Below are 24,113 nucleotides of genomic sequence, written 5' to 3' on the forward strand. Positions count from 1 at the left end.
GCCAAAGCGGGGTGCAAATATACAACCTTTTATTCCTTTCTAACAAAAAAAATCTTAGATTTATTTTATATTTTTTTTAACACATTGGCGGAGAGACAGGTGCGATGTTAGATCTAAGATTTTAGATGCTAGGCCGCTTCGCTGTTAGATAATAGATAAGAGAAAAGTGAGTTCTTGAGTCTTGGGTCTTGGGTTGTCGAGTTATTGAGTTATTGAATTTTACATTTGAAATTAATTTGAGGCTAGAAGCTAAATGTGAGACTTAAGGCTTAGAACGTAAAGAGCAGGAAAAAGGCAAGTGAGTTCTTGGATCTTGGGTCCTCGGTCATAGATTATAGGTCTTAGTTCTTGAGTCTTGGTTCTTGAATCTTGGTTCTTGAGTCTTGATTCTTGAGTCTCAATTTTAAAACCAAACCTTCGTCCTAGCCCCGATTGAAATGGAAAGCCCGCAATGAGCGCAAGCGAAATGAGGACTTGCAATGAAAAGCGGGAAATGACTCCTGAAGAAGAAAAAGACTTTTGAGCTCCTAAAAATTATACTCATATTTTAAATTCTCATATTTTTTCTATAAAAAGAAGTTCCAAACCAAGCCAAAACGAATCACAAAATCGCGATAGGGATACGATGGAGCCGCATAATAGCTATTTCCAGTTAGCAGTGTCGTCATATTTTCTAATTTAAAAAAGATACGCGTTTGCTGGATCTTTGCATTAAAAAAGAAGTCTACACGGTATTGATTCTCTAATTCAAATGCATTTTGAACTACGTAATCTCCCAATATAGGATCGTAAGCATTTGGACTGAATTTTGTAAAATAATTAAATGTAAGTCCGGTTTGGAAGAATAAGGCTCTTTTGAATAAGTGATCTTCATACAACAATGTATTTCTCGTCACAAAATCTGGCGTTTTAAATACCTCTTTTCCGCTACTTACATTTTGGTACATTAATGTATTGTCTAATTTAAAGTTTCCGTAAGAAAAGACCTTATTCACTTTTAGCTTTAAGTAATCTACTTTTTGATTGGATTGAATGGGTTTTACCAAAGTGTCTGCAGCACTTTCTGTATCTGGGTTCTCTGTAAACCCGAAATGCGTGTAATTATTAATCTGAGCGAATAAGACTTCCGCATTCAGCAATTTTTTAGATTTTAAAGAAATCTTTATCTTTTGCTCTTCAATATTTTTAAAATCATTGCTCCAATTATAGTTTACATAATCGCTTTGAAACAGTAGGAAGTTAAAATCTGGTGTTCTACTCGTACTTTGAATGCTTCCCGAAAGCCTATTTTCTTCATCCAAGCTATACCCTGCCTCTCCGTAGAGATTTGACCCCGTATATGCTCCACTTATATTTGCTTCTATGTTTCCGTAAAGATCAAATCCTCCAAATCTATTTTTATAAGCGGCTCCAGCTGAAAATACATCTTCCATAATGCGATTTGGAATAACGCCAGTATTTAATATCAATTTGGTTTGATATCCATAATTGATATTGTAATGAGTCGCTCTTGCACTCAACCTCCCCAATTTTTTATTCTCGTAAATTCCCTTTAGAGTATTGGAAACATTTTGATATTCTGCCTCATCTCTTAACTGCGAAAGCTCAAAAGCTTCTCCAAAACCAACAAATGCCGCTCCTTGTTTGTAATGATATTCTTTATCGGTAAAGTTTAAGGTATGCTCTAACTTTACGAAATTAGAAGATAGAGAATCTTTGGGTGCTATAAGCGCATAATCCTGCTTTAAGAAAAAACGTTTGGCAAATAAAATGGATTCTGCATTTTCAAAATTAACTTCTAATAAATTACGCTCACTAAAATCGTCTGCTTCAGATTGGTACTGTAGATTGGCAAGACCATTTAGACCGCCATTTTCTTCCGTAGATAAATCTTGAGAAACAAAGTGTGTCTTTATATGGTAGCGTTTATTCTTGGTATGAAAACTACCGCCTATGCGAAAACTACCCTGACTCGTTAAATTATGTTGGTAATTACCCAAAGATCGCAAACCTCTATAACCTATAAATAAATTAACCTGCGGACTTATATTAGAAGTGAAAAAAGCATCGAGGTTTTGGCCTTGCTGAAAGGTAGTCTTAAAAAATAGCTCTGATAACGGCGTTGGCACATTGTAATAAAATATATCGCCTACCTTTAAATACGGAAATTGTTTTGCAGAAGCACCAATGTCCGGAACTAAACCATCATCCTCCAGAGAGTAGCCTAATTTTGTGAAAGGCTGTCCGATATTAGAAAAAGGCAACAACTCAAAATTATCTTTTCGGGTATAATTAAACTTGTAGTCCTTATATACATTAAGTGTAGTATCTACATAAGTAGTATCGTTTTCTACCGAAATGATTTTATAATCTGTTATGGGAGGCTTTTCTCGCTTATCTATCACGGTTTTGTTATCGCCTATTGGCGCATTGCTTGTAGTGCCATCATTATTTAACCTCAAATCTTGAGCTAAAACAATCACGGGAAGCAGTAATAGTAATAAAAATAAAATCTTTTTCATGGAGCACTTTAAGTCCACAAAAGTATAATTTTTTCATCAATTTAATTTATCTTAAAAAGATAGCTGCCAACTGTCTGCTAAATATGATAACTTTGTCCTTATGTTAGACCTTCAATTTACGAAAAACAAAGTGGAATGTGGCACAGATGAGGCTGGCAGAGGTTGCTTGGCGGGCCCTGTTACCGCTGCTGCTGTTATTTTAAATAAAAACTTTTCTAACTGCGTTTTAAATGATAGCAAACAACTTTCTCTAAAGAAGAGAAATCTTTTAGAAAAACTTATTAAAGAGGAAGCCGTTAGCTATGGAGTTGCTCACGTGATGATGGAAGATATTGATGAAATTAATATTTTGAACGCTTCTATAAAAGCAATGCATCATTCTATAGATCTATTATCAATTAGACCTGAATTTATTTCAGTTGACGGAAATAAATTTCATCCTTATCCTTCTATAGAACACTCTTGTATTACAAAAGGAGACGCTAAGTATTTGAATATTGCGGCCGCTTCTATTTTGGCGAAAACTGCAAGAGATGCTTTTATGATAAAAATTCACGAGGAATTCCCCATGTACAATTGGAAAAAAAATAAAGGTTATCCCACAAAACAGCATCGGGAAGCTATAAAAAAATACGGAATCACAAAATACCACAGAAGGAGTTTTAAGCTATTACCTACATCACTTCCCGCAAAATCGAAAAAGCAGCGAAACAATTCTTAGTTTTAAATTTTGTTTAACAAAAAAGCGTATCAAAAATTTCTACTTTTACCTTATAAGCTTCTTTATGAAAAAATTACTTTTCTTCTTCTTATGTATTTCTTTATGGTCTTGTCAGGAAGATGAGAAAAGACCTTCAGATCTTCTTAATTTTGTGCCGCCAAATACGGCAGCCATTTTAAGTACAGATAATTTGGAGGAGTTTAGCGAGGAGCTTCAGCGAAATACATACCTCAGCAACAACAAAGCATTTCCTCTTAGTTCTTTCTTTACAGAACATTTTACCAATTTAGAATACATTTCAGTTAAAACAGAAAGCTTACTTTGTTTTAATAGAATAGGTAAAAAAGATGTAGCGCTTACCTTAATATCAAAAGAAAAACCTGCTATAAAAGATCTTTCTAAAATTGCCAATAAAAAAGTGTTGAGCTATACCTACGATGAAATTGAAGTAGAACATTATACATTAGAAGATATGGAAGCCTATGTAGCAGATTTACCTACATTGCACGTGGTGAGTACTTCTAAACTAGTTATAGAAAATATTATCAGAATTTATAATGAGCCTATACCCATAGATACAAATCTTAAGAAAATATATGCTGTAGCCAATGATTCTCGAGCTTCGCTATTCTTTAATTATGAAGATGTGATGCGCATCTATCAAGATTATAGTATAAAATCGCTTAATTCTCTCAAAAAGTTTACCGATTGGAGCGTATTAGATTTAGACGTACAAGAAGATGCGATAGAGCTACACGGCGTAACCCAAACAGACCCAAAAGAAAAAAGACTTCTTTCATTGTTTAAAGATATCAACCCCTTAAAAAGCACTTTAGCAGAAGTGGTACCTCAAAATGCTACGGGATATTTTTCATTTACTTACGATAGTTTTGAGAATATCCAAGACAACCTCAACGATTTTCATCAAAGAGAAAAGAAGGAGATTAAACAAGCTGCACTTTTTGAATCTGCCCAAGAGATAGGAATCATTTATCAGCAAGAAAAACCAGTACTGATAGTCAATTCTATAGATCCAAATATTACTAAAGATGCACTTTTGGCGAGTCAAGAAGTGTTCAAAGAGTTTAGAGGAGTTCCCATTTACAACTATGAACATCCTAAGGTTTTTTCTGAGACTTTTGATCCCTTAATTCAGCTTCAGCAATTAAAATATTACACGGTGGTAGATCATTATTTCGCTTTCGCGGAAACATCTAGCGCCCTAGAAAATATCATAGCTAATTTTCAAAACCGAACCACTTGGAGTGCGAAAAAGTCATTTCAAAATACGTTAGATAAATTAAGTAGCGAATCGAGCATGCTTATCATAGGTTTTAACGAAGAGTTTTACAAAACCTTTAGCTCTTATGTAAAGAAAGATTTGCAAGAAAACGTAAAAGATATTAAGGTGAGCGATTTTGAAAGTACTGCTATACAGTTTATTTATGATACTAATTTTGCGCATACCCACATCATTTCTCAAAAAGCAGATGCGAAAAGTAAGAGCTCTGGTAGCCAACAAATTTCTAGTATTAAGACCGAAGATGAGATAAGCGGAGATCCTTTTCTTTTTACCAATTGGCACAATGAACGTAAACAAATAGTGGTTCAAACAAACGATAATGAGCTTAGAGCTTACACTATTCAAGGTAAACAAAATTGGAAAAAGGAATTGGACGGAAAAATTATTGGAACGCCAAAAGAAATAGATATCTACAATAACGGAAGAATCCAACTTGCTTTTAATACGGCTCATAAATTTTATATTATAGATAGGAATGGAAATGATGTAAAGCCATTTCCATTAAATTTTAAAACACCCATAACGCAAGCGGTATCTGTTTTTGATTATGCAAACAACAGCAAGTATAGGTTTGTTATAGCACAAGATAATGCGGTAAGTATGTGGAATAAAGATGGGAAACAAGTAAAAGGGTTCAAGTTTTCTAAAACTGCTTCAACCGTAAGTCAGTCTCCAAAACACATCCGAATAGGCAACAAAGATTATATTGTGGTTCCGGAAGAAAATGGCACTTTACATATTTTAAATCGGGTTGGCGATACTAGAGTGAATGTGAAAGAAAAAATTGATTTCTCTAGCAATGATTGGTATTTATACGACAATCGATTTACCTCTTCCAGCCTTGATGGTAAACTAATACAAATCAGCGAAAGCGGAAAAGTAACTCAAAAGAATAAAAACTTTACGGAAACCAATCGAATAGATGCTACATCCAATACCTTGGTGAGCCTGTCTGAAAATGAATTAAACATAAAAGGAAAGGAGGTAAAATTAGACTTCGGACTTTATACCGCGCCTAAAATATTTTACCTCAACAACAAGATTTACATCGCCCTTACCGATACACAAGCGAGTAAAGTTTATATTTTTGACAGTCAGGCTGAATTGCTTCCTGGTTTTCCTGTATATGGGAATTCCCAAATTAGCCTAGAGAATATTGATGCTCAGGGCAGTTTGGAGTTTATTGTAAAAGGTGAAGACAATAGTGTTCTTCTTTACTCTTTAAATTAAAAAAGCTTACTTTTTCTCAAAAGTAACCACCTTTGATGTTTGATGTAGTGTTTTATGAACTGGGCATTTATTGGCAATTTCAATAAGTTTCTCTCGCTGTTCCACATCTAATTCTCCTTTCATTTCTATGTGCCTAGTGAAAACGTCTTGTTTTGGGCCAATATCTCCTGTTCTTTCTTTGGTGTGAGAAATATGTACATGCACATTTTGTAAATCCCACTCCTTACGCCTCGCATACATGTGAAGCGTCATTGCAGTACACGCCGAAAGACCTGCAGTTACCAACTCGAAGGGATTGGGACCAAAATCATTTCCGCCAACACTAAGGGGTTCATCGGCTAGCATATAGTGACTCCCCACTTTCATTCGAGTAAGGAAATTGTCTTCTTTAGCCAAGCTTGCCACCACCTCATCTTTTGTATCTAACTCTACAATCTCTGGGATTTCTACATAACGCGAAGCCCAGCTTGCAATGACCTCTCCTACATAAAGAGAATCTTCTTTTCTTGAAAGCAAGTGATCTGCTTGGTCTAAAGTGATAAAGCTTTTAGGATGAAACGCTGCTTTAAAAAGTTTTTCTGCATTCTCTATAGTGACCACACGATCTTGGGGGGAATGCAAAATTAAAAATGGCTTTCTTAAATCTGCCACTAACTCTAATAAAGAGTTATTTTCTAAATCATCTAAAAATTGTTTTTTGATGGTAAAGGGTCTTCCACCAAGAGAAACTTTAGCGTGTCCTTTTTCAGAAATTTCTTCTACACTATCTTGAATTAAGTTTTTTACATGTATAGGTTCACTTGGAGCCCCAATCGTAGCGACTGCCGTTACGCTATCAATCATACTCGCTGCAAAAAGAACCGCCGCGCCTCCCAAAGAATGTCCTATCAATAAACTGGGTGCAATATGTTTTTCTTTTAAGTAATTTGCAGCAGCAATTAAATCTTGAATATTTCCCGAGAAATTAGTTTCGGCAAAATCTCCTTCACTTTCTCCTAAGCCTGCAAAATCAAACCGAAGTACACCAAACCCATGGCTTGTTAGCGCATTGCTTAGGTTTCTTATGGCTATTAAGTTTTTAGTACAAGTGAAACAATGGGCAAAAATGACAAAATTATGAGGTTTTTGATCTACGGGAAGACTAATCTTCCCCACCAATTCTTGTCCTTGTTTGTTGGTAAAATTTACTTTATCTGATTTCATAACGTTTCTAATTCCTGTTCCGATTGCAATTCTGCTTCGAACAAATTACTAAAATGTTTAAGGAGTTTTTTCTTGACTTCTTTTTCTGAAACTTCTATCTTTCCTAATTCTACGTGCAAAGAGGTGACCGCTTTGTCTTTTATACCGCAGGGAATAATGTGGTCAAAATAACCTAAATTGGTATTCACATTTAAGGCAAATCCATGCATAGTGACCCACCTACTCGCTCTCACTCCCAAGGCACAAATTTTTCGGGCAAAAGGAGTTCCTACATCTAACCATACGCCAGTTTCCCCTTCGCTACGTTCGGTTTTTAAGCCGTATTCTGCTAAGGTTAAAATCACCATTTCTTCTAATAAACGCAAATATTTGTGAATATCTGTAAAGAAATTTTCAAGGTCTAAAATGGGATAGCCCACAATTTGTCCCGGGCCGTGATACGTAATATCTCCGCCGCGATTAATTTTATAAAAGGTAGCTTTTTTTGATACTAATTGCTCTTCTGTCATCAACAAGTTGCTTAGGTCTCCACTTTTCCCCAAGGTATAAACGTGAGGATGCTCCACTAAAAGCAGTGTGTTCTGAGTCGGCTCTTGAATAGACTCTCTCCTATTTCTAATTTTGGAATCTATGGTCTCTTGAAAAATCTTCTGTTGATAATCCCAGGTTTCTTTGTAATCTTTTAAGCCTAATTCTTGCAGCTGAACTAAGTGGTTTTTCATAAAGCTTATCTTAGCGGTGTTATCAAAAAACAAAGGTACGATTTTCATCGTACCTTTTAAATCATCGGTTATTTATAAACCTACTTAATCATTACTTTCTCTATACTGGTTATACGACCGCTTTGCAGTTTTATAAAATAAGTTCCCGCAGTTAATGTAGACACATTTAAAGAATAGGTATCTTGGGTTTCTGTAAAGGAATGTGTCATTATTTTTTTTCCTGCGAGGTTATATAATTCTATATTTCCATTTGAATACTGATTTGATATATTAATATAAAGTGTTCCGTTTGCCGGATTTGGATACGCAATCAATTCCGCTTTAGCTAAACCCTGTACCGCTAAAGTTACATTAGATTCTAAATAATCTGCCACGCCACTATTATCGGTATCATCATCGGTAGGGTCTCCATTATTGTTATAATCCTCATCGGCAGTTAAGACTCCGTCACCGTCATCATCATTATCTTCATAATCTCTTAGTCCATCATCATCAGTATCATCATCGTTTAAATTACCGTTGGCATTAAGGTCTTCCTCTGCAGTAGCCACTAAATCATTGTCTACATCTATACTACAGTCCCAAGTTAATATTCCAAAATTTGTTATAGCAGAACATCCCGTATTCATATTTTCAACAATCACCCAAATGCTTTGAGGCTGTACGGTATTTGTGTAAGATGAAGGGTTTACGATTTCATTAGTGTTATTTTCGGCATCTGTTTGACTTTTATAGTAAGTCAGCATAAAATCGGAAACATTTTGTGTCCCTAAAATAATGCTATCATTAAGCGTTAAATCAAAATTTGCTGTTCCATTACCTATCTCACAGTAAATTAATTCGGGTGCTTGGTTGGCGATAGGCGCATCATTTACGATAAGATCTAAGATAGCAGTAGCAAAATTACCTGTTCCTATATCTTGCACCCTAGAAAAAAGAGTTTCATTATAAGGAGTCATATTAACATAAGGCGATGAAAGTTGATTCATGGCAGCATCTGCATCTACTATGGTAGTGTAATAAGAAACGACATAGTCACTGGAAGACTGAGACCCCAATACCTGAGCATCTGCCGCTGTTAAATCGAAGTTAGCAAACCCATCGTTATCGTCATCGCAAACTGCTAGCGTTGTAGGATTGGCGGTTTGAGCAAAGGCATTTATTTGAAATGTAATTACAAAAAATAGTAGTAGTCTTTTCATGGTTGTAGCTTTTTGCTTAGTACTAATAAAACAATTTCATATAAAAAACTCCTACTTGGACTAAAAGCTTCGTTTGCTTTTTTTGATTGCTAAAAAGTTTGTAATTACCTTTGCAGCTTCAAATTAAATAGAAACTATGCAATTATCTGAACAAGAACTTGTACGTAGGGAAAAATTAGCTTCTCTAAAAAAATTAGGCATCAACCCTTATCCGGCAAATGAATATCCGGTAAATCATACTTCAGCAAAGATTAAACAGGAGTTTGAAGAAGGCAAGAAGGTGGTGATTGCAGGAAGATTAATGTCTAGAAGAATTCAAGGGAAAGCTTCTTTTGCAGAATTGCAAGACTCTCAAGGGAGAATTCAGGTATATTTTAATCGCGATGAGATTTGCACTGGTGAGGATAAAACGCAATACAACGATGTGTATAAGAAATTACTAGATATTGGTGATTTTATTGGGATAGAAGGAGAGCTTTTTACTACGCAGGTAGGAGAAAAAACCGTGATGGTGAAAAACTTTGTATTGTTAAGCAAAGCTTTAAAACCTCTCCCCTTACCAAAGAAAGATAAGGATGGAAACGAATACGATAAGTTTAACGATCCAGAAATGCGTTACCGACAGCGGTATGCAGATTTGGCCGTTAACTCTAAAGTGAAAGAGGTTTTTATAAAGCGCACCAAGTTATTTACAGCGATGCGTGATTTCTTTAATGACAAAGGTTATTTTGAAGTGGAAACGCCTATTCTACAGTCTATTCCTGGCGGAGCTGCAGCAAGACCTTTTATAACGCATCACAATGCCTTAGATATTCCGCTTTACTTAAGAATTGCCAATGAGCTGTACCTTAAAAGGTTAATTGTAGGCGGTTTTGATGGCGTTTATGAGTTTTCCAAAAACTTCAGAAACGAGGGAATGGATAGAACCCATAATCCTGAATTTACTGTAATGGAAATCTATGTAGCCTATAAAGACTACAATTGGATGATGGACTTTACGGAAAAATTACTCGAACATTGCGCCATTGCCGTGAACGGAACTACCGATGCTACTTTTGGAGAACACAAAATTAACTTTAAAGCTCCTTATAAAAGAGTGACCATGACAGATTCTATCAAGGAGTTTACTGGTTTTGATATTACCGGAAAAACAGAAGAAGAACTTAGAGCTGCGGCATTAGGTATGGGCTTAGACGTAGACGAAACCATGGGGAAAGGAAAACTCATCGATGAGATTTTTGGTGAAAAATGTGAAGGAAACTACATCCAACCTACTTACATCACCGACTATCCCAAAGAAATGAGTCCGCTTTCTAAAGAGCACCGTGATAATCCAGAGTTAACCGAGCGTTTTGAGTTGATGGTTTGTGGGAAAGAAATCGCCAATGCCTACTCCGAGCTGAATGATCCTATCGATCAACGCGAACGTTTTGAAGACCAATTAAACCTGGCTAAAAAAGGAGATGATGAAGCGACAGAATTTATAGATCAAGATTTCTTACGTGCTTTAGAGTACGGAATGCCGCCTACCTCTGGATTGGGAATTGGAATGGACCGACTTATAATGTTTTTAACGAACAATCCTTCCATACAAGAAGTACTATTCTTCCCACAAATGCGTCCAGAGCGTAAAAAACTAGACTTAACGGAAGAGGAAAAAACAGTATTGGACTTATTAAAGAAAGAATCTCCCCAAGAACTAGAAGTTATTAAAAATGCTTCTGGTTTAAGCAATAAAAAGTGGGATAAAGCCACTAAAGGTCTAAGAAAGCACAATCTGGCTAAGGTGAATAAAACCGAAGAAGGTTTGTTTGTGGAGTTGGAGGATTAGTTTTTTTAGTTTGTCATTATGAAGTTGATTTATTAAGCATTATGAGACCCTGAAACAAGTTCAGGGTGACAGGACATAGTATTTATATAGTTTCCGAAAAGTATAAATTAAAAAATCAGCTCAACAAAAAATCCTTCTCAAAAAGTTTACTTTTTGAGAAGGATTTTTTGTTTAAATCATTAGAATGACCTTCTAGAAAAGACCGCCAAGACCTCCGCCGCCTTTTTTATCTCCGCCTAAAAATTTTCCTGCAAGATCATCCATTACACTTCCATCACCATCGGCATCCAATAAGCTTTCTAGCATAGAAGCATCTTTATCACCACTTGTTCCCATGGCAGAACCAAGCATATCCATTAGACCTCCGCCCCCGCTACTTTGTTTTTGTTTCCCTAAAAAGCCCATGACCAATGGCATTGCCATCTTTATAATCTTGATTACAGAAGATGCGTCAACTCCAGTCATTTTACTAATGTTTCCAGCAAGTGCAGATTCTTTTCCGCCGCCAAGAACGTGACCTAGAATATCGCCACCTTTGCTAAGCAAACTACCACTATCTCCACCACTTAACATTCCGCCAAGGTTACTTAAAATCGAACCATCGTGTTCTTTAGACTCTAATGCGTTGGTAAGACTTTTCTTTCCTTCGGTTGTATTAGCGTTAGATTTCATAGCTCCCAAAATTGCCGGTAAGGCCATAGAAAGCACCGATCCTGTTTTTTCTTTAGAAACACCGGCTTCATTACTGGCTCCGTTGATAAGATTTTGCCCTGCTTCTGTTTTTAATACATCTAAAATGGATGACATACTGTTTGTTTTTGAATTAATGCTACAAGTTAATTCATTTTTGGGAAACAGATTTAAAAAAACTTTATTCTCTTGGTAAGTAAAGAAAAATGCAGTGAAAACGATAAATTATCTTAAATTAGAACCTTAGGGTAATTTTACTCACTATTGTATTAACCAAACCTGCAGATTTCATTTTATGCTTGCCAAAGAAATTCCCGAACAACGACATTGGATTATTTCTTATTTTGACGTAGGAAAGTTGCTCTACCTATCTTTGGGTTTGTTCGTCTTAGAATCTTTCATCTATGGTAGGTTTTTAATACACTCATATCAAAAAGAATCTTCTTTTTGGATCTTCTTTTGGATGGTCTGCTTTATATTTTCTTTTGTTCATATTTTTTTAGTTCTTATGGATGGTTGGTCTCGTTTTCAAAATTATAAAAGAGTAAAAGATCAATTTTATATGTATGGTTTTATCACTAAGACCGCCAATCACTATAAGGGATCTAAATGCCAAAGAAATGCTATTCTTGTGGCTTCAAAAGAATTAGGACTTGAACGAGAGGCGATATCTTTTTACAAACGTCAAGGCATAAAATGGTATTATTTTATTCCGCAGTTTATGGTAAAAGATCCGCTTTTTATGCTGAAAAATAGCTTTTGGTCGAGAACCTTTATGGAGAAAAAATACACTGCCAAAATTGATTTCAGTAAAATCCATTCCGACCAAATACAAAGTACTTTTTCCATAAAATCCCCCGTGAGGGATTAAACCTTTCTACTTTTTTAAAGTCAAATTCACAGCTTCATTAAAATCAATTATATTTATGAATAAATCACTATTAGTTAAAACATGCCTTATTGCCGTATGCCTTTCATTAAGCAGTTGCGCTATTTTTCAGAAAAAGGAAAGTCCGCAAACAACGAAAGAATCCGCTAAAAAAGGGGATATTAAAGACTACAAGAAGGTAATTACCAAAGATGCAAAATCAGATAAAGGTTTATTTACCGTTCATCAAGTAGACAAAAAGTATTTCTACGAAATTCCAGATACGCTTTTTAACCGCGAGATGTTAATGGTAACGCGTATTGCTAAAACTGCCACTGGACTTGGTTTTGGCGGCGGAAAACAAAATACTCAAGTGTTAAGATGGCAAAGAAAGGGTGATGATGTTTTACTAAGGGTGGTTTCTCACGAAATTGTAGCAGCAGATTCTCTTCCAGTACACGAAGCCGTTGTCAACTCCAACTTCGAGCCTATATTATATTCCTTCCCTATTGAGGCATTTCATAAAGATTCCATTAGCAAAAATACGGTCATCGATGTATCAGATTTGTTCGAAAAAGATATTGCAGCGCTTGGTTTTCCGCAGGGAAGAAGAAAACAATATAAGATATCGAGTTTAGACGCAAATAGATCTTATATAGATACGATTAGAAGTTTTCCAGAGAATATTGAAGTTAGACACGTAAAAACGTACAAAGCGAGTAACCCTCCTTCCAATAGTTCTACAGGTTCTATTTCTTTAGAGTTTAGCAATTCGATGATTTTGTTGCCAAAAACTCCTATGAAAAGACGCTATTTTGACGAACGTGTAGGTTGGTTTGCTAGAGGTCAAACCGATTATGGGCTAAATGTGCAAAAAAGTAAGAAGGTCAAATATTTAGACCGTTGGAAATTAGAAGTAAAAGAAGAAGACAAACAAAAATTTTTAGATGGTGAATTGGTAGAGCCTAAAAAGCAAATTGTATATTATGTAGATAGAGCAACGCCAAAACAATGGATTCCTTACATTAAACAAGGGATTGAAGATTGGCAAGTGGCTTTTGAAGCGGCAGGATTTAAAAATGCTATTATCGCCAAAGAAGCGCCAAGTAAAGAAGAAGATCCAGATTGGAGTCCAGAAGATGTGCGTTATTCTGTAGTTCGTTATTTGGCCTCTCCTATTCCTAATGCCAATGGTCCGCACGTGAGCGATCCTAGATCTGGCGAGATTTTAGAGTCAGATATCAATTGGTACCACAATGTAATGACGCTTTTAAGAAATTGGTTTTTTGTTCAAACGGCAGCCATTAATGAAGATGCTCGAGGTGTAGAATTTAAAGACGAAGTGATGGGAAGACTTATTCGCTTTGTATCTTCTCACGAAGTAGGTCATACGCTTGGTTTACCGCACAATATGGGAAGTAGTGTTGCGTATAAAGTAGAAGATTTACGTAAACCAGAATTTACCAGCAAATATGGAACTGCTCCGTCTATTATGGATTATGCCCGTTTTAATTATATCGCTCAACCTGGCGACGGTGATGTGGCATTGATGCCAAACATTGGTATTTACGATAAATACGCCATTAGCTGGGGATACAAACCCATCTTTGATAAAACAGCAAAAGAAGAAAAGCCAATTTTAGATGAGTGGATTTTAGCACACGCAGGAGATCCTATGTATAGATTTGGGAGTCAGCAAAGCGGAAGCACCATCGACCCAAGTTCCCAAACAGAAGATTTAGGAGATGACAGTATGTTGGCTAGTGAATATGGTATTAAGAATTTAAAAAGAATTGTACCCAATCTTATTGAGTGGACCGCAGAAGATGGTAAAGATTACCAAGATTTGGACGATTTGTACACCCAAGTTTTAAGCCAATATAACCGTTATATGGGTCACGTAGCAGCAAATATTGGTGGTGTTTACGAGCACTATAAAACTTACGATCAAGAAGGTGCCGTGTACACTCACGTTGCCACGGAAAAACAAGAAAGAGCAATGCAATTTTTACAAGATCAACTGTTCACCACTCCAAATTGGCTTTTAGATCCTTCCATCTTTAATAAAATTGAATTTGACGGAAGCGTTGAACGTTTAAGAACCTACCAAGAAAGAACCTTAAACAATATTTTAGACTTCGGAAGAATGGCGCGATTAATTGAAAATGAAACCATCAATGAGGATGCCTATGGTTTATTAGATATGATGACTGCTTTAAGAACTGGTGTTTTTCAGGAGTTAAGCCAAGGAAATAACATTGATATTTATAGAAGAAATCTACAAAGAGCTTATGTAGATAGAATGGGGTATATAATGACCGGAAAGCAGAATTCTATACCTGCTAAGTATAGAAATTGGGTGAATCACAGTAATATTAATGTAGAACAAAGTGACATTCGCCCAGTAGTTAGAGCCGAATTGAACAATTTAAAAAGAGATATTCAGCGTGCCATTGGTAGAACTTCAGATAAAATGAGCAGGTATCATTTACAAGATTTACTAGAGCGAATAGATATAATTTTAGACCCTCGAGGTTGATTTTTAAGGTTACATTAACTTTATTTTAAATAAAAATGTATATTTACATTTCATTTTTAACCAAAAATCATAAATAAAAAACCAAACCATGAGAAAAATAATATCCTTTATTGCGCTAAGCATTGCTTTTTTAGCTTTTACACCAGAGATGAATGCACAAGATAGTAAGAAAACTGAAGAGATGGTTCGTGCTGAAACTATGAAGCAAGTAGATATGTTATCTGAGTCTTTCAATTTAAATGCTAATGACCAAGAGAAGTTACACAGAAGCCTTTATGCCTATAACATTAACACCACCATACATACTAAAAATGTTACTGAAAAAGATGATGCTTATTACGCAAATAAAAAGAAATTTGACAAGTCTTTAATTGAAGGGTTTAAAACCTACTTAAAAGAAGATCAAATAAACAAATTAGTGAAAATGCTTGAGATAGAGCTTTATAAGTAGTCTAATCTGTCTTTATATATAAACCGACTTAAGAGTCGGTTTTTTTTATGCTTTGTTGGTAGTAAAATGCAGGTAGTAATAAAAGAAGAAAAACAGGTTGTATTAAAAATCGCCGTACATAAAACAGGAACATATAGTTTTTGGTTTCTAACGGAGAAAGAAGAACAAAAAACACACTTATCAAGACCACAAAGGCGAGACCATAAAATAATGCGGAAAACTTCAAAATACTTTTTTTAGAAAATGCTAAAAATAATATCAACAGCGATAAAGTGGTATTCATAAAAAAACGTAGCGAAGTGAATCCAATCAATTTCCATGTGTCAAAATGAGGCGGATCCATTTCATTGAAGTTAGATTTATAAAAACCCACCAAGGGATCGTGAAAGAGCACATCTTCAAACAAGCGGATACTTACCAAAAGCAATACACAGCCTATTCCTAAAATCCATTTAATTATTTTCACGAATCTTCCGTTTTTCTATTAGAATTCATGCGCACCCATAACATCCATAGCAAAAACACCAATCCATAAATAAAACCAGGAAAAATTATGTCATGTAAAAAAGGAGCATACTCTGGATATTCGTGAATTCCTATGCATAGCAATGCAACTCTAATAATATTTAATCCATAAATGAGAGTAGCACCAGCTAACCCAAACAAAAAAGTCTTCTTAAAGCTGCTGTGAAAAGCGATGATAAAAGCTACAAATAAGATCATTACACTTATCGCATTACACCCCTCAACAATTCTTGCAACATAATCATTATTTAGAATAAATTTCATAGAGAGATCTGTGGGATGCGGCGTAATAACTACATCATACCCCAAAGTTTCTGCGAAATATTTGCTTTGGTGAGAGACCAAATGTGTCACATAATCTGGGTAATATTTTTCCGAAGAAAAATAAGATAAATACGCTTGATAGCCTAAAGCTAAAATCAGGTAAGAACCCCCAAACAAGAAAAGGAATTTTACAACAGATTTATTTTTTTTAATTAGTTCTCTCAAGACAGTCAAATTTTATACAAATTTATAGAATTAGAAATTTTAATAGCGGTATTTATTAAATACTTTTGTGTAAAAAATTGAATATGAAATTTCAAGAGTTAGAAAACAAAGCGGTGACGCTAATTCAAAACGAGCATTTATCTATAGATCACCGTCTAGGTGAGCTGTGTTCTCTCTTAAAAGAAAATGTAAGCTATTACAATTGGGTGGGCTTTTATTTTAAGAATGGAGATAAAAGAGAACTTAAGTTACGGGCTTTTGCTGGCGCTCCTACAGAGCATACCATCATTCCTTTTGGGAAAGGAATTTGTGGTCAAGTAGCGGAGTCCAATACCAATTTTGTGGTACCAGACGTTCAAGGTCAAGACAATTATATTTCTTGCAATATCGATGTAAAAAGCGAAATTGTAATTCCGTTATTTGTAAACGGTGAAAATGTGGGACAGATTGATATTGATTCCAACACTGCAGATCCCTTTACCAAAGAGGATGAAACTTTTTTGGAAAACATCAATAAAGAAATTGCTAAGATTTTAGGTTAAGGTTTTGGGCGTTCCCCTACGGGTCAGGCTTTCGCTACTCGCTTTTTGCTTTTCACAAAGCAAAAGAGCTCACACAGGCCGCTCAATCCTTAACGCAAAATCAAGTTATATAAAACAAATCTGCAGCAATACCATCGCTTAAAAACTTTCCTTTTTGAGTGATGGTATATTTTTTATTTTCTTCTTTTAAAAGGCCTTTTTGCACAAAAGCAGGAAGTTCATTTTCTAGGTAACTTAGATATTTAGATCCGAAAAGTATTTCTACTTCTTCAAGATTAATTCCCCACATAGTTCGTAACCTTGTCATAATATATTCATTATACATATCGTTAACGCTTAATTTTTCTTGTTCTAAGGGAAGTTTTTTATCTTGAATCGCTTTTATGTATTTGATGTTGTTAGCCACATTCCAACTTCTAACCCCTTGATGATAACTATGCGCTGAAGGTCCAATCCCTAAATAGGATTCTCCCATCCAGTAAGCGGTATTGTTTTTAGAAAAATAACCAGGTTTTCCATAATTTGAAAACTCATAGTTTACAAATCCTGCTTTAGACATTACCCGCTGTAAAATATCAAAATGTGCTTTCGCTAAGGCATCATCTACCGGAGCTACTTTTCCTTTATCAATCATTTTCTTGAGTGCCGTTTTCGGTTCCACCGTCAAAGCATAACTAGAAATATGCGGTACTTCTAATGACAACGCGGTCTCCAGATTTTCTCGCCAGCGGGCTTCGCTCATCTTCGGAATGCCGTAAATGAGATCCATAGAAATATTATCAAAATTCTTCTTCGCATTTTGAATAGAAGATAAAGCTTCCGCCTGGTTGTGAGCTCTATTCATTAACTGCAGGTCTTCCTCAAAAAAAGACTGCACTCCAATACTTAATCGGTTGATGTGAGTTGCTGCCAATTCTTTAATCTTCTCTAGAGATAAATCATCTGGATTGGCTTCTAGAGTGATTTCCGCGTTAAGCGAAACCTCATAATTAGCATGTATCGTTTCTAAAATGGAAGTAATTTGTTCTTTGGTAAGTAAACTCGGCGTTCCTCCACCAAAATAAATAGTATTTATCTCTGGACTCTGCTCCTCTTTTCTTAAAATAATTTCTTGCGAGATAGCGTCAACCATTTCGGGCTGGCGTTTGAGTCCCGTAGAAAAGTGAAAATCACAGTAATGGCAGGCTTGTTTGCAAAAAGGAATATGTATGTAAATACCAGCCATTACTTATGCTTGTTTTTTTCTTCAATCCAAAGCGACATATATTTGGTGCTTTGCAAAGTGTGATGCATTAACATTGCGCCCATAAAATTTTGCTGGCGGTGTTTAGAGAGTTGGTGTTGCAAGCGATGTATACTATCAAAAAAGTTGGCGCTAAAGCTTTCCTTTTGAAAACGATTCTGAATAATTTTAAAACCGTTTTGCTGCGCTTTTAACCACCTTTTTTCTCGGTTATAAAGCATAAAAGCGGCTTCAGCAATTTCTTGATCGTTGTTAGATATTTCTCCGTTCCAAGGATAGATGCCGCAAATGCCTTCGGCACCAATCGTGGTGGTAATACTAGGTGTACCGGTAAGCATCGCGTCTATAAATTTGCCTTTTATTCCCGCGCCAAAACGCAAAGGAGCCAATAAGACTTTATAATTTTCAATGGTACTTAAAGCTTCTTTAGCTCTGCCTTTTACCAAAAATCGCTCTTTAGGATTGTGCTGTTGTTCTACTTTTTGTGTCGCATAAGCGCCATAAATATGAAGCTCTGCTTTAGGAAGCTCTTTTCTTATGAGCGGCCAAATGTATTGCTTTAAATATAGGACTGCATCCCAATTGGGATCGTGTAAAAAATTTCCTATAAAAAGAAAATGTTCTCGTTCTTCAAAACTTTTTAAATTTTCCGTTTGGGAAGTGCGCTTTTGAGGCACTAAAAAAGGAATATAAAGCAAGAGATCTCTATCTATTCTGAATTTTTCTATGAGTAAATCGCGTTCCGCTTCAGAAATAATCAACGTCAAATCGCAACGTAAAATACTTGCAATCTCTCTTTTTGCTTCTTTAGAAAACAAATCGGCTTTGGTTAACACTCTATTATTTTTGGCAGCTTCATACCTCGCTTTTCTAAAAAAGTGTAAATCTTCCGTATCCAAAATCCGTAAGGCATCTGGACAATTTTCCGCAATTCGCCATCCAAATTGCTCTTCCATCATAAAGCGATCAAACATCACAATATCTGGCTGAAGCTTTTTTAACCAAGAATCAAATTCACTTTTATTGGCTTCTATTTGTATTTGTTGAATACCCATTTCTTCCAAATTCACGGCATATTCAGAGAAATTTGCAGGACAGGCGTACGTGATTTTATACTCTTTGTCTAGAAAAAGATCTATGAGCTGCATCATTCTGCTCCCTGCGGCAGAAGAAGCGGGTTCTGGCCAAATGTATCCAATAATAAGAAGCTGCTTCATTTTATGTTTTATTTCACAGTTAACACGAAAATTATACCTTATATTCTTTGTAGCTTTAGCTTATAAATACCTAGTAGTTATGCCACCGAGCAAAGAAAACCAAATTAAACCAGAAAATTGGGTAGATCGCTACTCAGATTTTCTTTTTAACTATACTATAACTCGTGTGAATAACAGAGAAATTGCAAAAGACCTTATTTCTGAAACTTTTCTTGCCGGTTTAAAATCTATGAAAAACTTTAAAGGCGAAGCCAGTGAACGCACATGGTTGGTTTCTATTTTAAAGCGAAAAATTATTGATTATTATCGAAAAATAAATTCTAAGAAAGGAAGAGCAGAAGTTAAGATTAATTATAAAAATGAGGGAGATGATGGAGAATGGCTAGAAGAGCAAGTGAGTAATCACGGTAATGTAAGCGCAGAAGATGCCCTGATGAATGATGAATTAAAAACTACGATCTTTAATTGTCTTGCTACACTCCCCGAACAACAAGCCAAAGTTTTTAAAATGAAAACCATAGATCATTACGATACCGAAGCAATTTGTAATGAATTAAATATTAGTGCGTCTAATTTATGGGTAATTATACATAGAGCCAGAAAAAAAATGGCCGAGTGTATGGAAGACAAATGGCTTTAAATGATGAGTAAAACAGAAGAATTACATCAATCCAATTGCGAAAAATATGGTGTATTTTGTGAGAAATGCCAGTACAACGAAGCCAGCTATTGGGAGCGATTAAAACTCAAATTTCATTTGCTATTCTGTGGTGGTTGTAGAAAATATTCTAAAAAAAACACCCATTTAAGCGCTGCTATTAGAAACGCAAAATTTAGTAATCTAACCCCTGAAGAACAAGAGAATTTCAAGCAAATGCTGCAAAGTAATTTTGTGAAAATCCGTTTAAACAAAAAATAATACCTTCCTCAATTTCTTCCGTAAAGAGCTATTAGCTCCAATAAAAACCACAAGATAGGAATCGCTTCTACCCAAAATGAAGTGTAGTATATAGACTGATTTCTTTTTGTGTGGGCAATAGCACAAATGCTCACTACTCCTATTATAATGGTGGCAATCATTTCCCAAAATTGAAAATTGGCTATCCAAACCTGAATAAATATGACCAAAACCAAAAAGAAATAACCCAGAGCTTTCACTTTTTTAATGCCTAAGAGCTGAGGCAAGGTACCTAAGCCTTCAGGATCGTATTTTAAATCCCGCACCTCAAATGGGATGGTGATTGAAATCACAAATAAGAAAATTTGGCACCACTTGAGAATTACTGGCAGGGTGAAGAGGGACATAGTATCTACCACGGGTAAAAAAACACATACGCCAGCCCATACAAATGCGATGATAAAAATCTTTGTTCCCTTTAAATTTCTAAGATTGGTATGCTTCGGTAAAAAAGGAATAGAATAGAATAGTGTACTTAACCCCATTAAACAAGTTAAAATCCAAAACTCTTTAGATTGAATCGAAAAAAAATAAAGCAGTGTTAAAAAAGCGACTAACGAGAAAATTTGAATCACTTTCAGGTTCTTGGTGAGACTCTGATGATGCAATTTTGCTATTCCTGCATATTTTACAAAATTGTATCCAGAAATCGTTCCTAAAAAGATAAATGCCAAAACATTTGTTCTGAGATGCCCTACCAACTCCAACCTCGTAACCGCAGCAAGAGAAGTCACCGCTAAAGCCACGTGAATACTACTGTTGATATAAAAGTTAAATCCTTTCTTTACAAAGCTCATAAATCAAAAATAAAGTTTTTCATCGACACCAATACTATATCCTTAAAACTATCACTTTATGCGGTAGAATTAACAGTTTCTTATCCATAAAAAATGTACTTTTGCAAACCACCAACACAACAATATTTTTTACTACATGAACACAGATTCTTTTGCATTAAGACATATTGGTCCAAGACCAGAGAAAATAGCAGAAATGCTAGAAACTATTGGGGTTGATTCACTAGATCAACTTATCTTTGAAACGATCCCAGATGACATTAAGCTCAAAAAAGGTCTAGATTTAAATCCAGCTTTAAGCGAGCACGAATACTTAGAGCACATCACTAAGCTTGCCGCTAAAAACAAAATGTTTAAATCTTATATTGGTTTAGGCTATCACCAATCCATAACACCTCCTGTGGTGCAGCGCAATGTATTAGAAAACCCGGGATGGTACACTGCCTACACGCCTTATCAAGCAGAAATTGCGCAAGGCCGTTTAGAAGCTTTGCTTAATTTCCAAACGATGGTTGCAGACCTTACGGGAATGGAACTTGCTAATGCTTCTCTGTTAGATGAAGCTACCGCGGCTGCAGAGGCAATGACTTTACTTTTTGCGGTAAGAGATCGCGCCCAAAAGAAAAGAAAATGTGTGAAATTTTTTGTTTCCGAAGAAATTTTACCACAAACTCTTGCTTTGTTACAAACCAGAGCCAATCCTTTAGAAATAGAACTCGTTGTAGGAAACCACGAAGAATTTGACTTTGTCGAAGATTTCTTTGGTGCAATTCTTCAGTATCCAGGAACGAGCGGTAAAATATACAATTACGCTCCGTTTATCTCCAAAGCAAAAGACGCAGGAATTAAAGTTGCGGTCGCTGCCGATATTTTAAGTTTAGTAAAACTTCCAGCTCCAGGTGATCTTGGTGTAGATGTCGTAGTAGGAACTACGCAACGTTTTGGGATTCCATTAGGATATGGAGGACCACACGCTGCTTACTTTGCAACCAGAGAAGAATATAAAAGAAATATCCCAGGAAGAATTATTGGGGTGACGAAGGATATTGACGGTAATTTAGCGCTAAGAATGGCGTTACAAACCAGAGAACAACATATAAAAAGAGATAAAGCAACTTCTAATATTTGTACCGCACAGGTATTGCTTGCGGTAATGGCTTCAATGTACGGCGTATATCATGGTCCTAAAGGTCTAGAATATATTGCTAATAAAGTACACCGCTCTACAGCAGAGTTAGCTGATGCTTTAGAACAATTAGGTTATTATCAAGAAAATGAACTTTACTTTGACACCATTCGGGTAAAAGCGGATCCTGTTAAAATTAAAGAAATTGCAGAGGCTAGTGAAATTAATTTTTACTATCCAGAAGAAGATACCGTTGCCATTAGCTTGAATGAAGCAACTAGCTTAACCGATTTAAATAATATTATCGCAGTTTTTGCACACGTAGCTGGGAAAACTTCGTTTAAAATTACCTCTCTAGAAAAAGATGTAATCGACAAACAAAACCTTTCTAGAGAAACGGAGTTTATGACGAATGAGGTATTTAACAAATACCATTCTGAAACTGAGTTAATGCGCTACATCAAAAAACTAGAGCGTAAAGATTTATCGTTGAATCATTCTATGATTTCTTTAGGTTCTTGTACGATGAAGTTGAACGCTGCTGCGGAAATGCTTCCGTTAAGCTATCCACAATGGGGTAATATTCATCCTTTTGTACCTATTGAGCAAGCGCAAGGATATCAGGAAGTGTTAAAGAGATTAGAAGATCAATTAACCGAAATTACAGGTTTTCATGCTACATCTCTTCAGCCTAACTCTGGTGCGCAAGGAGAATTTGCCGGTTTAATGACCATAAGAGCTTACCACGAATCTCGTAACGAACACCATAGAAACATTTGTTTAATTCCTTCTTCTGCCCACGGAACCAATCCAGCAAGTGCAGTAATGGCAGGAATGAAAGTGGTAGTAACCAAAGCAAATGATTCTGGAAGTATTGATGTAGATGATTTAAGAGCAAAAGCTTTAAAATATAAAGACAATCTTTCCGCAGTAATGATTACGTACCCGTCTACACACGGAGTATTTGAATCGGCTATTAAGGAAATTACACAAATTGTTCACGATAACGGGGGACAAGTATATATGGATGGTGCAAATATGAACGCGCAAGTAGGATTGACAAATCCTGGAAATATTGGCGCAGACGTTTGTCACCTTAACTTACACAAAACCTTTGCTATCCCTCACGGAGGTGGCGGACCCGGAGTAGGACCTATATGTGTAGCTAAACAATTAGAACCGTTTTTACCAGGAAACCCTATTATTAAAACAGGAGGAGATCACGCCATCAACGCAATTTCTGCCGCACCTTGGGGTTCATCTTTAGTTTGTTTGATTTCGTACGCATACATTACGATGTTAGGTCCTAAAGGATTAAAATCAAGTACAGAACATGCCATTCTAAATGCCAATTATATAAAACAGCGTTTAAGTGGACATTACGAGACGCTATATTCTGGAGAACGAGGAAGAGCAGCTCACGAAATGATTATTGACTGTAGACCTTTTAAGGAAAGAGGGATTGAAGTGGTAGACATCGCCAAGCGTTTAATTGATTATGGTTTCCACGCACCTACAGTTTCTTTTCCAGTTGCAGGAACGATGATGATAGAACCTACAGAAAGTGAAAGCAAAGAAGAATTAGATCGTTTTTGTGAAGCCTTAATTTCGATTAGAGAAGAAATTAATACCGTAGATAAAGACGAACCTAACAATGTATTGAAAAATGCTCCGCATACATTAGCCATGTTAACCGCTAACGAATGGGATTTCCCGTATTCTCGAGAAAAAGCAGCTTACCCGTTAGCCTATGTGTCAGATAATAAATTTTGGCCAACAGTGCGTCGCGTAGATGATGCCTATGGAGATAGAAATTTAATGTGCACTTGCCCTCCAATGGAGGAATATATGTAAGGCTTTTATCAAGTACAAAAAGCCTGTAAATAACTACAGGCTTTTTTATTTTTAAAATTTTCCCTTTGAAAATAAAGAAT

Annotated in this window: 20 protein-coding genes; 10 read left to right on the forward strand and 10 right to left on the reverse strand. The window is 35.8% G+C overall.

Features of this window, described 5'->3' with window-relative positions; genetic code table 11:
• Positions 1-566 precede the first annotated feature (566 nt).
• Positions 567-2,522 (reverse strand): putative porin, encoded by a 1,956-nt coding sequence (locus RLT85_RS04975; RefSeq protein WP_311400935.1) that lies wholly within the window; start codon positions 2,520-2,522, stop codon positions 567-569.
• A 100-nt stretch (positions 2,523-2,622) separates the two neighbouring features.
• Between RLT85_RS04975 and rnhB the strand changes: the two genes are divergently transcribed.
• Positions 2,623-3,243, forward strand: a complete 621-nt coding sequence (rnhB, locus tag RLT85_RS04980; protein WP_311400936.1) for a ribonuclease HII — start codon at positions 2,623-2,625, stop codon at positions 3,241-3,243.
• A 64-nt stretch (positions 3,244-3,307) separates the two neighbouring features.
• The gene (locus RLT85_RS04985; RefSeq protein ID WP_311400937.1) at positions 3,308-5,776 is read left to right on the forward strand and encodes an NHL repeat-containing protein; all 2,469 of its coding nucleotides are present in this window, start codon (positions 3,308-3,310) and stop codon (positions 5,774-5,776) included.
• Positions 5,777-5,782: 6 nt separating this feature from the next.
• Here the strand turns inward: RLT85_RS04985 and RLT85_RS04990 are convergent, their stop codons facing one another.
• The 3 genes from RLT85_RS04990 to RLT85_RS05000 form a co-directional block, all read right to left on the reverse strand.
• Positions 5,783-6,979, reverse strand: a complete 1,197-nt coding sequence (locus RLT85_RS04990; protein WP_311400938.1) for a bifunctional alpha/beta hydrolase/OsmC family protein — start codon at positions 6,977-6,979, stop codon at positions 5,783-5,785.
• The gene (gene lipB / locus RLT85_RS04995; RefSeq protein WP_311400939.1) at positions 6,976-7,701 is read right to left on the reverse strand and encodes a lipoyl(octanoyl) transferase LipB; all 726 of its coding nucleotides are present in this window, start codon (positions 7,699-7,701) and stop codon (positions 6,976-6,978) included. The genes RLT85_RS04990 and lipB overlap by 4 nt, the downstream gene beginning before the upstream one ends.
• A gap of 80 nt (positions 7,702-7,781) precedes the next feature.
• The gene (locus RLT85_RS05000) at positions 7,782-8,903 is read right to left on the reverse strand and encodes a T9SS type A sorting domain-containing protein (RefSeq protein WP_311400940.1); all 1,122 of its coding nucleotides are present in this window, start codon (positions 8,901-8,903) and stop codon (positions 7,782-7,784) included.
• Between the two features lie 136 nt (positions 8,904-9,039).
• On the opposite strand from RLT85_RS05000, the gene lysS reads away from it, so the two are divergent.
• Positions 9,040-10,734: a lysine--tRNA ligase gene (gene lysS, locus RLT85_RS05005; protein ID WP_311400941.1), complete on the forward strand. Its 1,695-nt coding sequence runs from the start codon at positions 9,040-9,042 to the stop codon at positions 10,732-10,734.
• Positions 10,735-10,926: 192 nt separating this feature from the next.
• On the opposite strand, the gene RLT85_RS05010 is transcribed toward lysS, so the two are convergent.
• A complete protein-coding gene (locus RLT85_RS05010; RefSeq protein WP_311400942.1) occupies positions 10,927-11,541 on the reverse strand; it encodes a DUF937 domain-containing protein in 615 nt (204 codons plus the stop codon).
• A gap of 178 nt (positions 11,542-11,719) precedes the next feature.
• Between RLT85_RS05010 and RLT85_RS05015 the strand changes: the two genes are divergently transcribed.
• The 3 genes from RLT85_RS05015 to RLT85_RS05025 all read left to right on the forward strand — a co-directional run bounded on the left by RLT85_RS05015 (position 11,720) and on the right by RLT85_RS05025 (position 15,282).
• Entirely contained in the window at positions 11,720-12,295 is a 576-nt protein-coding gene (locus tag RLT85_RS05015) for a hypothetical protein (RefSeq protein WP_311400943.1), read from the forward strand.
• Positions 12,296-12,350: 55 nt separating this feature from the next.
• Positions 12,351-14,831: a zinc-dependent metalloprotease gene (locus RLT85_RS05020; RefSeq protein WP_311400944.1), complete on the forward strand. Its 2,481-nt coding sequence runs from the start codon at positions 12,351-12,353 to the stop codon at positions 14,829-14,831.
• An 88-nt stretch (positions 14,832-14,919) separates the two neighbouring features.
• The gene (locus tag RLT85_RS05025; protein ID WP_311400945.1) at positions 14,920-15,282 is read left to right on the forward strand and encodes a hypothetical protein; all 363 of its coding nucleotides are present in this window, start codon (positions 14,920-14,922) and stop codon (positions 15,280-15,282) included.
• A gap of 28 nt (positions 15,283-15,310) precedes the next feature.
• On the opposite strand, the gene RLT85_RS05030 is transcribed toward RLT85_RS05025, so the two are convergent.
• Positions 15,311-15,748 (reverse strand): exosortase F system-associated membrane protein, encoded by a 438-nt coding sequence (locus tag RLT85_RS05030; protein WP_311400946.1) that lies wholly within the window; start codon positions 15,746-15,748, stop codon positions 15,311-15,313.
• Positions 15,745-16,296: an exosortase family protein XrtF gene (gene xrtF, locus RLT85_RS05035; RefSeq protein ID WP_311400947.1), complete on the reverse strand. Its 552-nt coding sequence runs from the start codon at positions 16,294-16,296 to the stop codon at positions 15,745-15,747. The genes RLT85_RS05030 and xrtF overlap by 4 nt, the downstream gene beginning before the upstream one ends.
• An 83-nt stretch (positions 16,297-16,379) precedes the next feature.
• Between xrtF and RLT85_RS05040 the strand changes: the two genes are divergently transcribed.
• Positions 16,380-16,838, forward strand: coding sequence for an XrtF-associated fRMsr-like GAF protein (locus RLT85_RS05040; RefSeq protein ID WP_311400948.1), 459 nt, complete (start codon positions 16,380-16,382; stop codon positions 16,836-16,838).
• A 100-nt stretch (positions 16,839-16,938) separates the two neighbouring features.
• Here the strand turns inward: RLT85_RS05040 and hemW are convergent, their stop codons facing one another.
• The gene (hemW, locus tag RLT85_RS05045) at positions 16,939-18,063 is read right to left on the reverse strand and encodes a radical SAM family heme chaperone HemW (protein WP_311400949.1); all 1,125 of its coding nucleotides are present in this window, start codon (positions 18,061-18,063) and stop codon (positions 16,939-16,941) included.
• Positions 18,063-19,298 carry a glycosyltransferase family 4 protein gene (locus tag RLT85_RS05050; protein ID WP_311400950.1) on the reverse strand — a complete coding sequence of 412 codons (1,236 nt, stop codon included), beginning with the start codon at positions 19,296-19,298 and terminating at the stop codon, positions 18,063-18,065. The genes hemW and RLT85_RS05050 overlap by 1 nt, the downstream gene beginning before the upstream one ends.
• A 79-nt stretch (positions 19,299-19,377) precedes the next feature.
• On the opposite strand from RLT85_RS05050, the gene RLT85_RS05055 reads away from it, so the two are divergent.
• Together RLT85_RS05055 and RLT85_RS05060 are read left to right on the forward strand one after the other, a co-directional pair.
• The gene (locus tag RLT85_RS05055; protein WP_311400951.1) at positions 19,378-19,938 is read left to right on the forward strand and encodes a sigma-70 family RNA polymerase sigma factor; all 561 of its coding nucleotides are present in this window, start codon (positions 19,378-19,380) and stop codon (positions 19,936-19,938) included.
• A gap of 3 nt (positions 19,939-19,941) precedes the next feature.
• A complete protein-coding gene (locus tag RLT85_RS05060; RefSeq protein ID WP_311400952.1) occupies positions 19,942-20,217 on the forward strand; it encodes a hypothetical protein in 276 nt (91 codons plus the stop codon).
• Positions 20,218-20,225: 8 nt separating this feature from the next.
• Here the strand turns inward: RLT85_RS05060 and RLT85_RS05065 are convergent, their stop codons facing one another.
• Positions 20,226-21,053, reverse strand: a complete 828-nt coding sequence (locus RLT85_RS05065; RefSeq protein ID WP_311400953.1) for a UbiA prenyltransferase family protein — start codon at positions 21,051-21,053, stop codon at positions 20,226-20,228.
• A gap of 136 nt (positions 21,054-21,189) precedes the next feature.
• Between RLT85_RS05065 and gcvP the strand changes: the two genes are divergently transcribed.
• Positions 21,190-24,033 carry an aminomethyl-transferring glycine dehydrogenase gene (gcvP, locus tag RLT85_RS05070; RefSeq protein WP_311400954.1) on the forward strand — a complete coding sequence of 948 codons (2,844 nt, stop codon included), beginning with the start codon at positions 21,190-21,192 and terminating at the stop codon, positions 24,031-24,033.
• Positions 24,034-24,113: the final 80 nt, after the last annotated feature.

Origin of the sequence: Mesonia ostreae (assembly GCF_031845265.1) — a bacterium.
Taxonomy (GTDB): Bacteria; Bacteroidota; Bacteroidia; order Flavobacteriales; family Flavobacteriaceae; genus Mesonia; species Mesonia ostreae.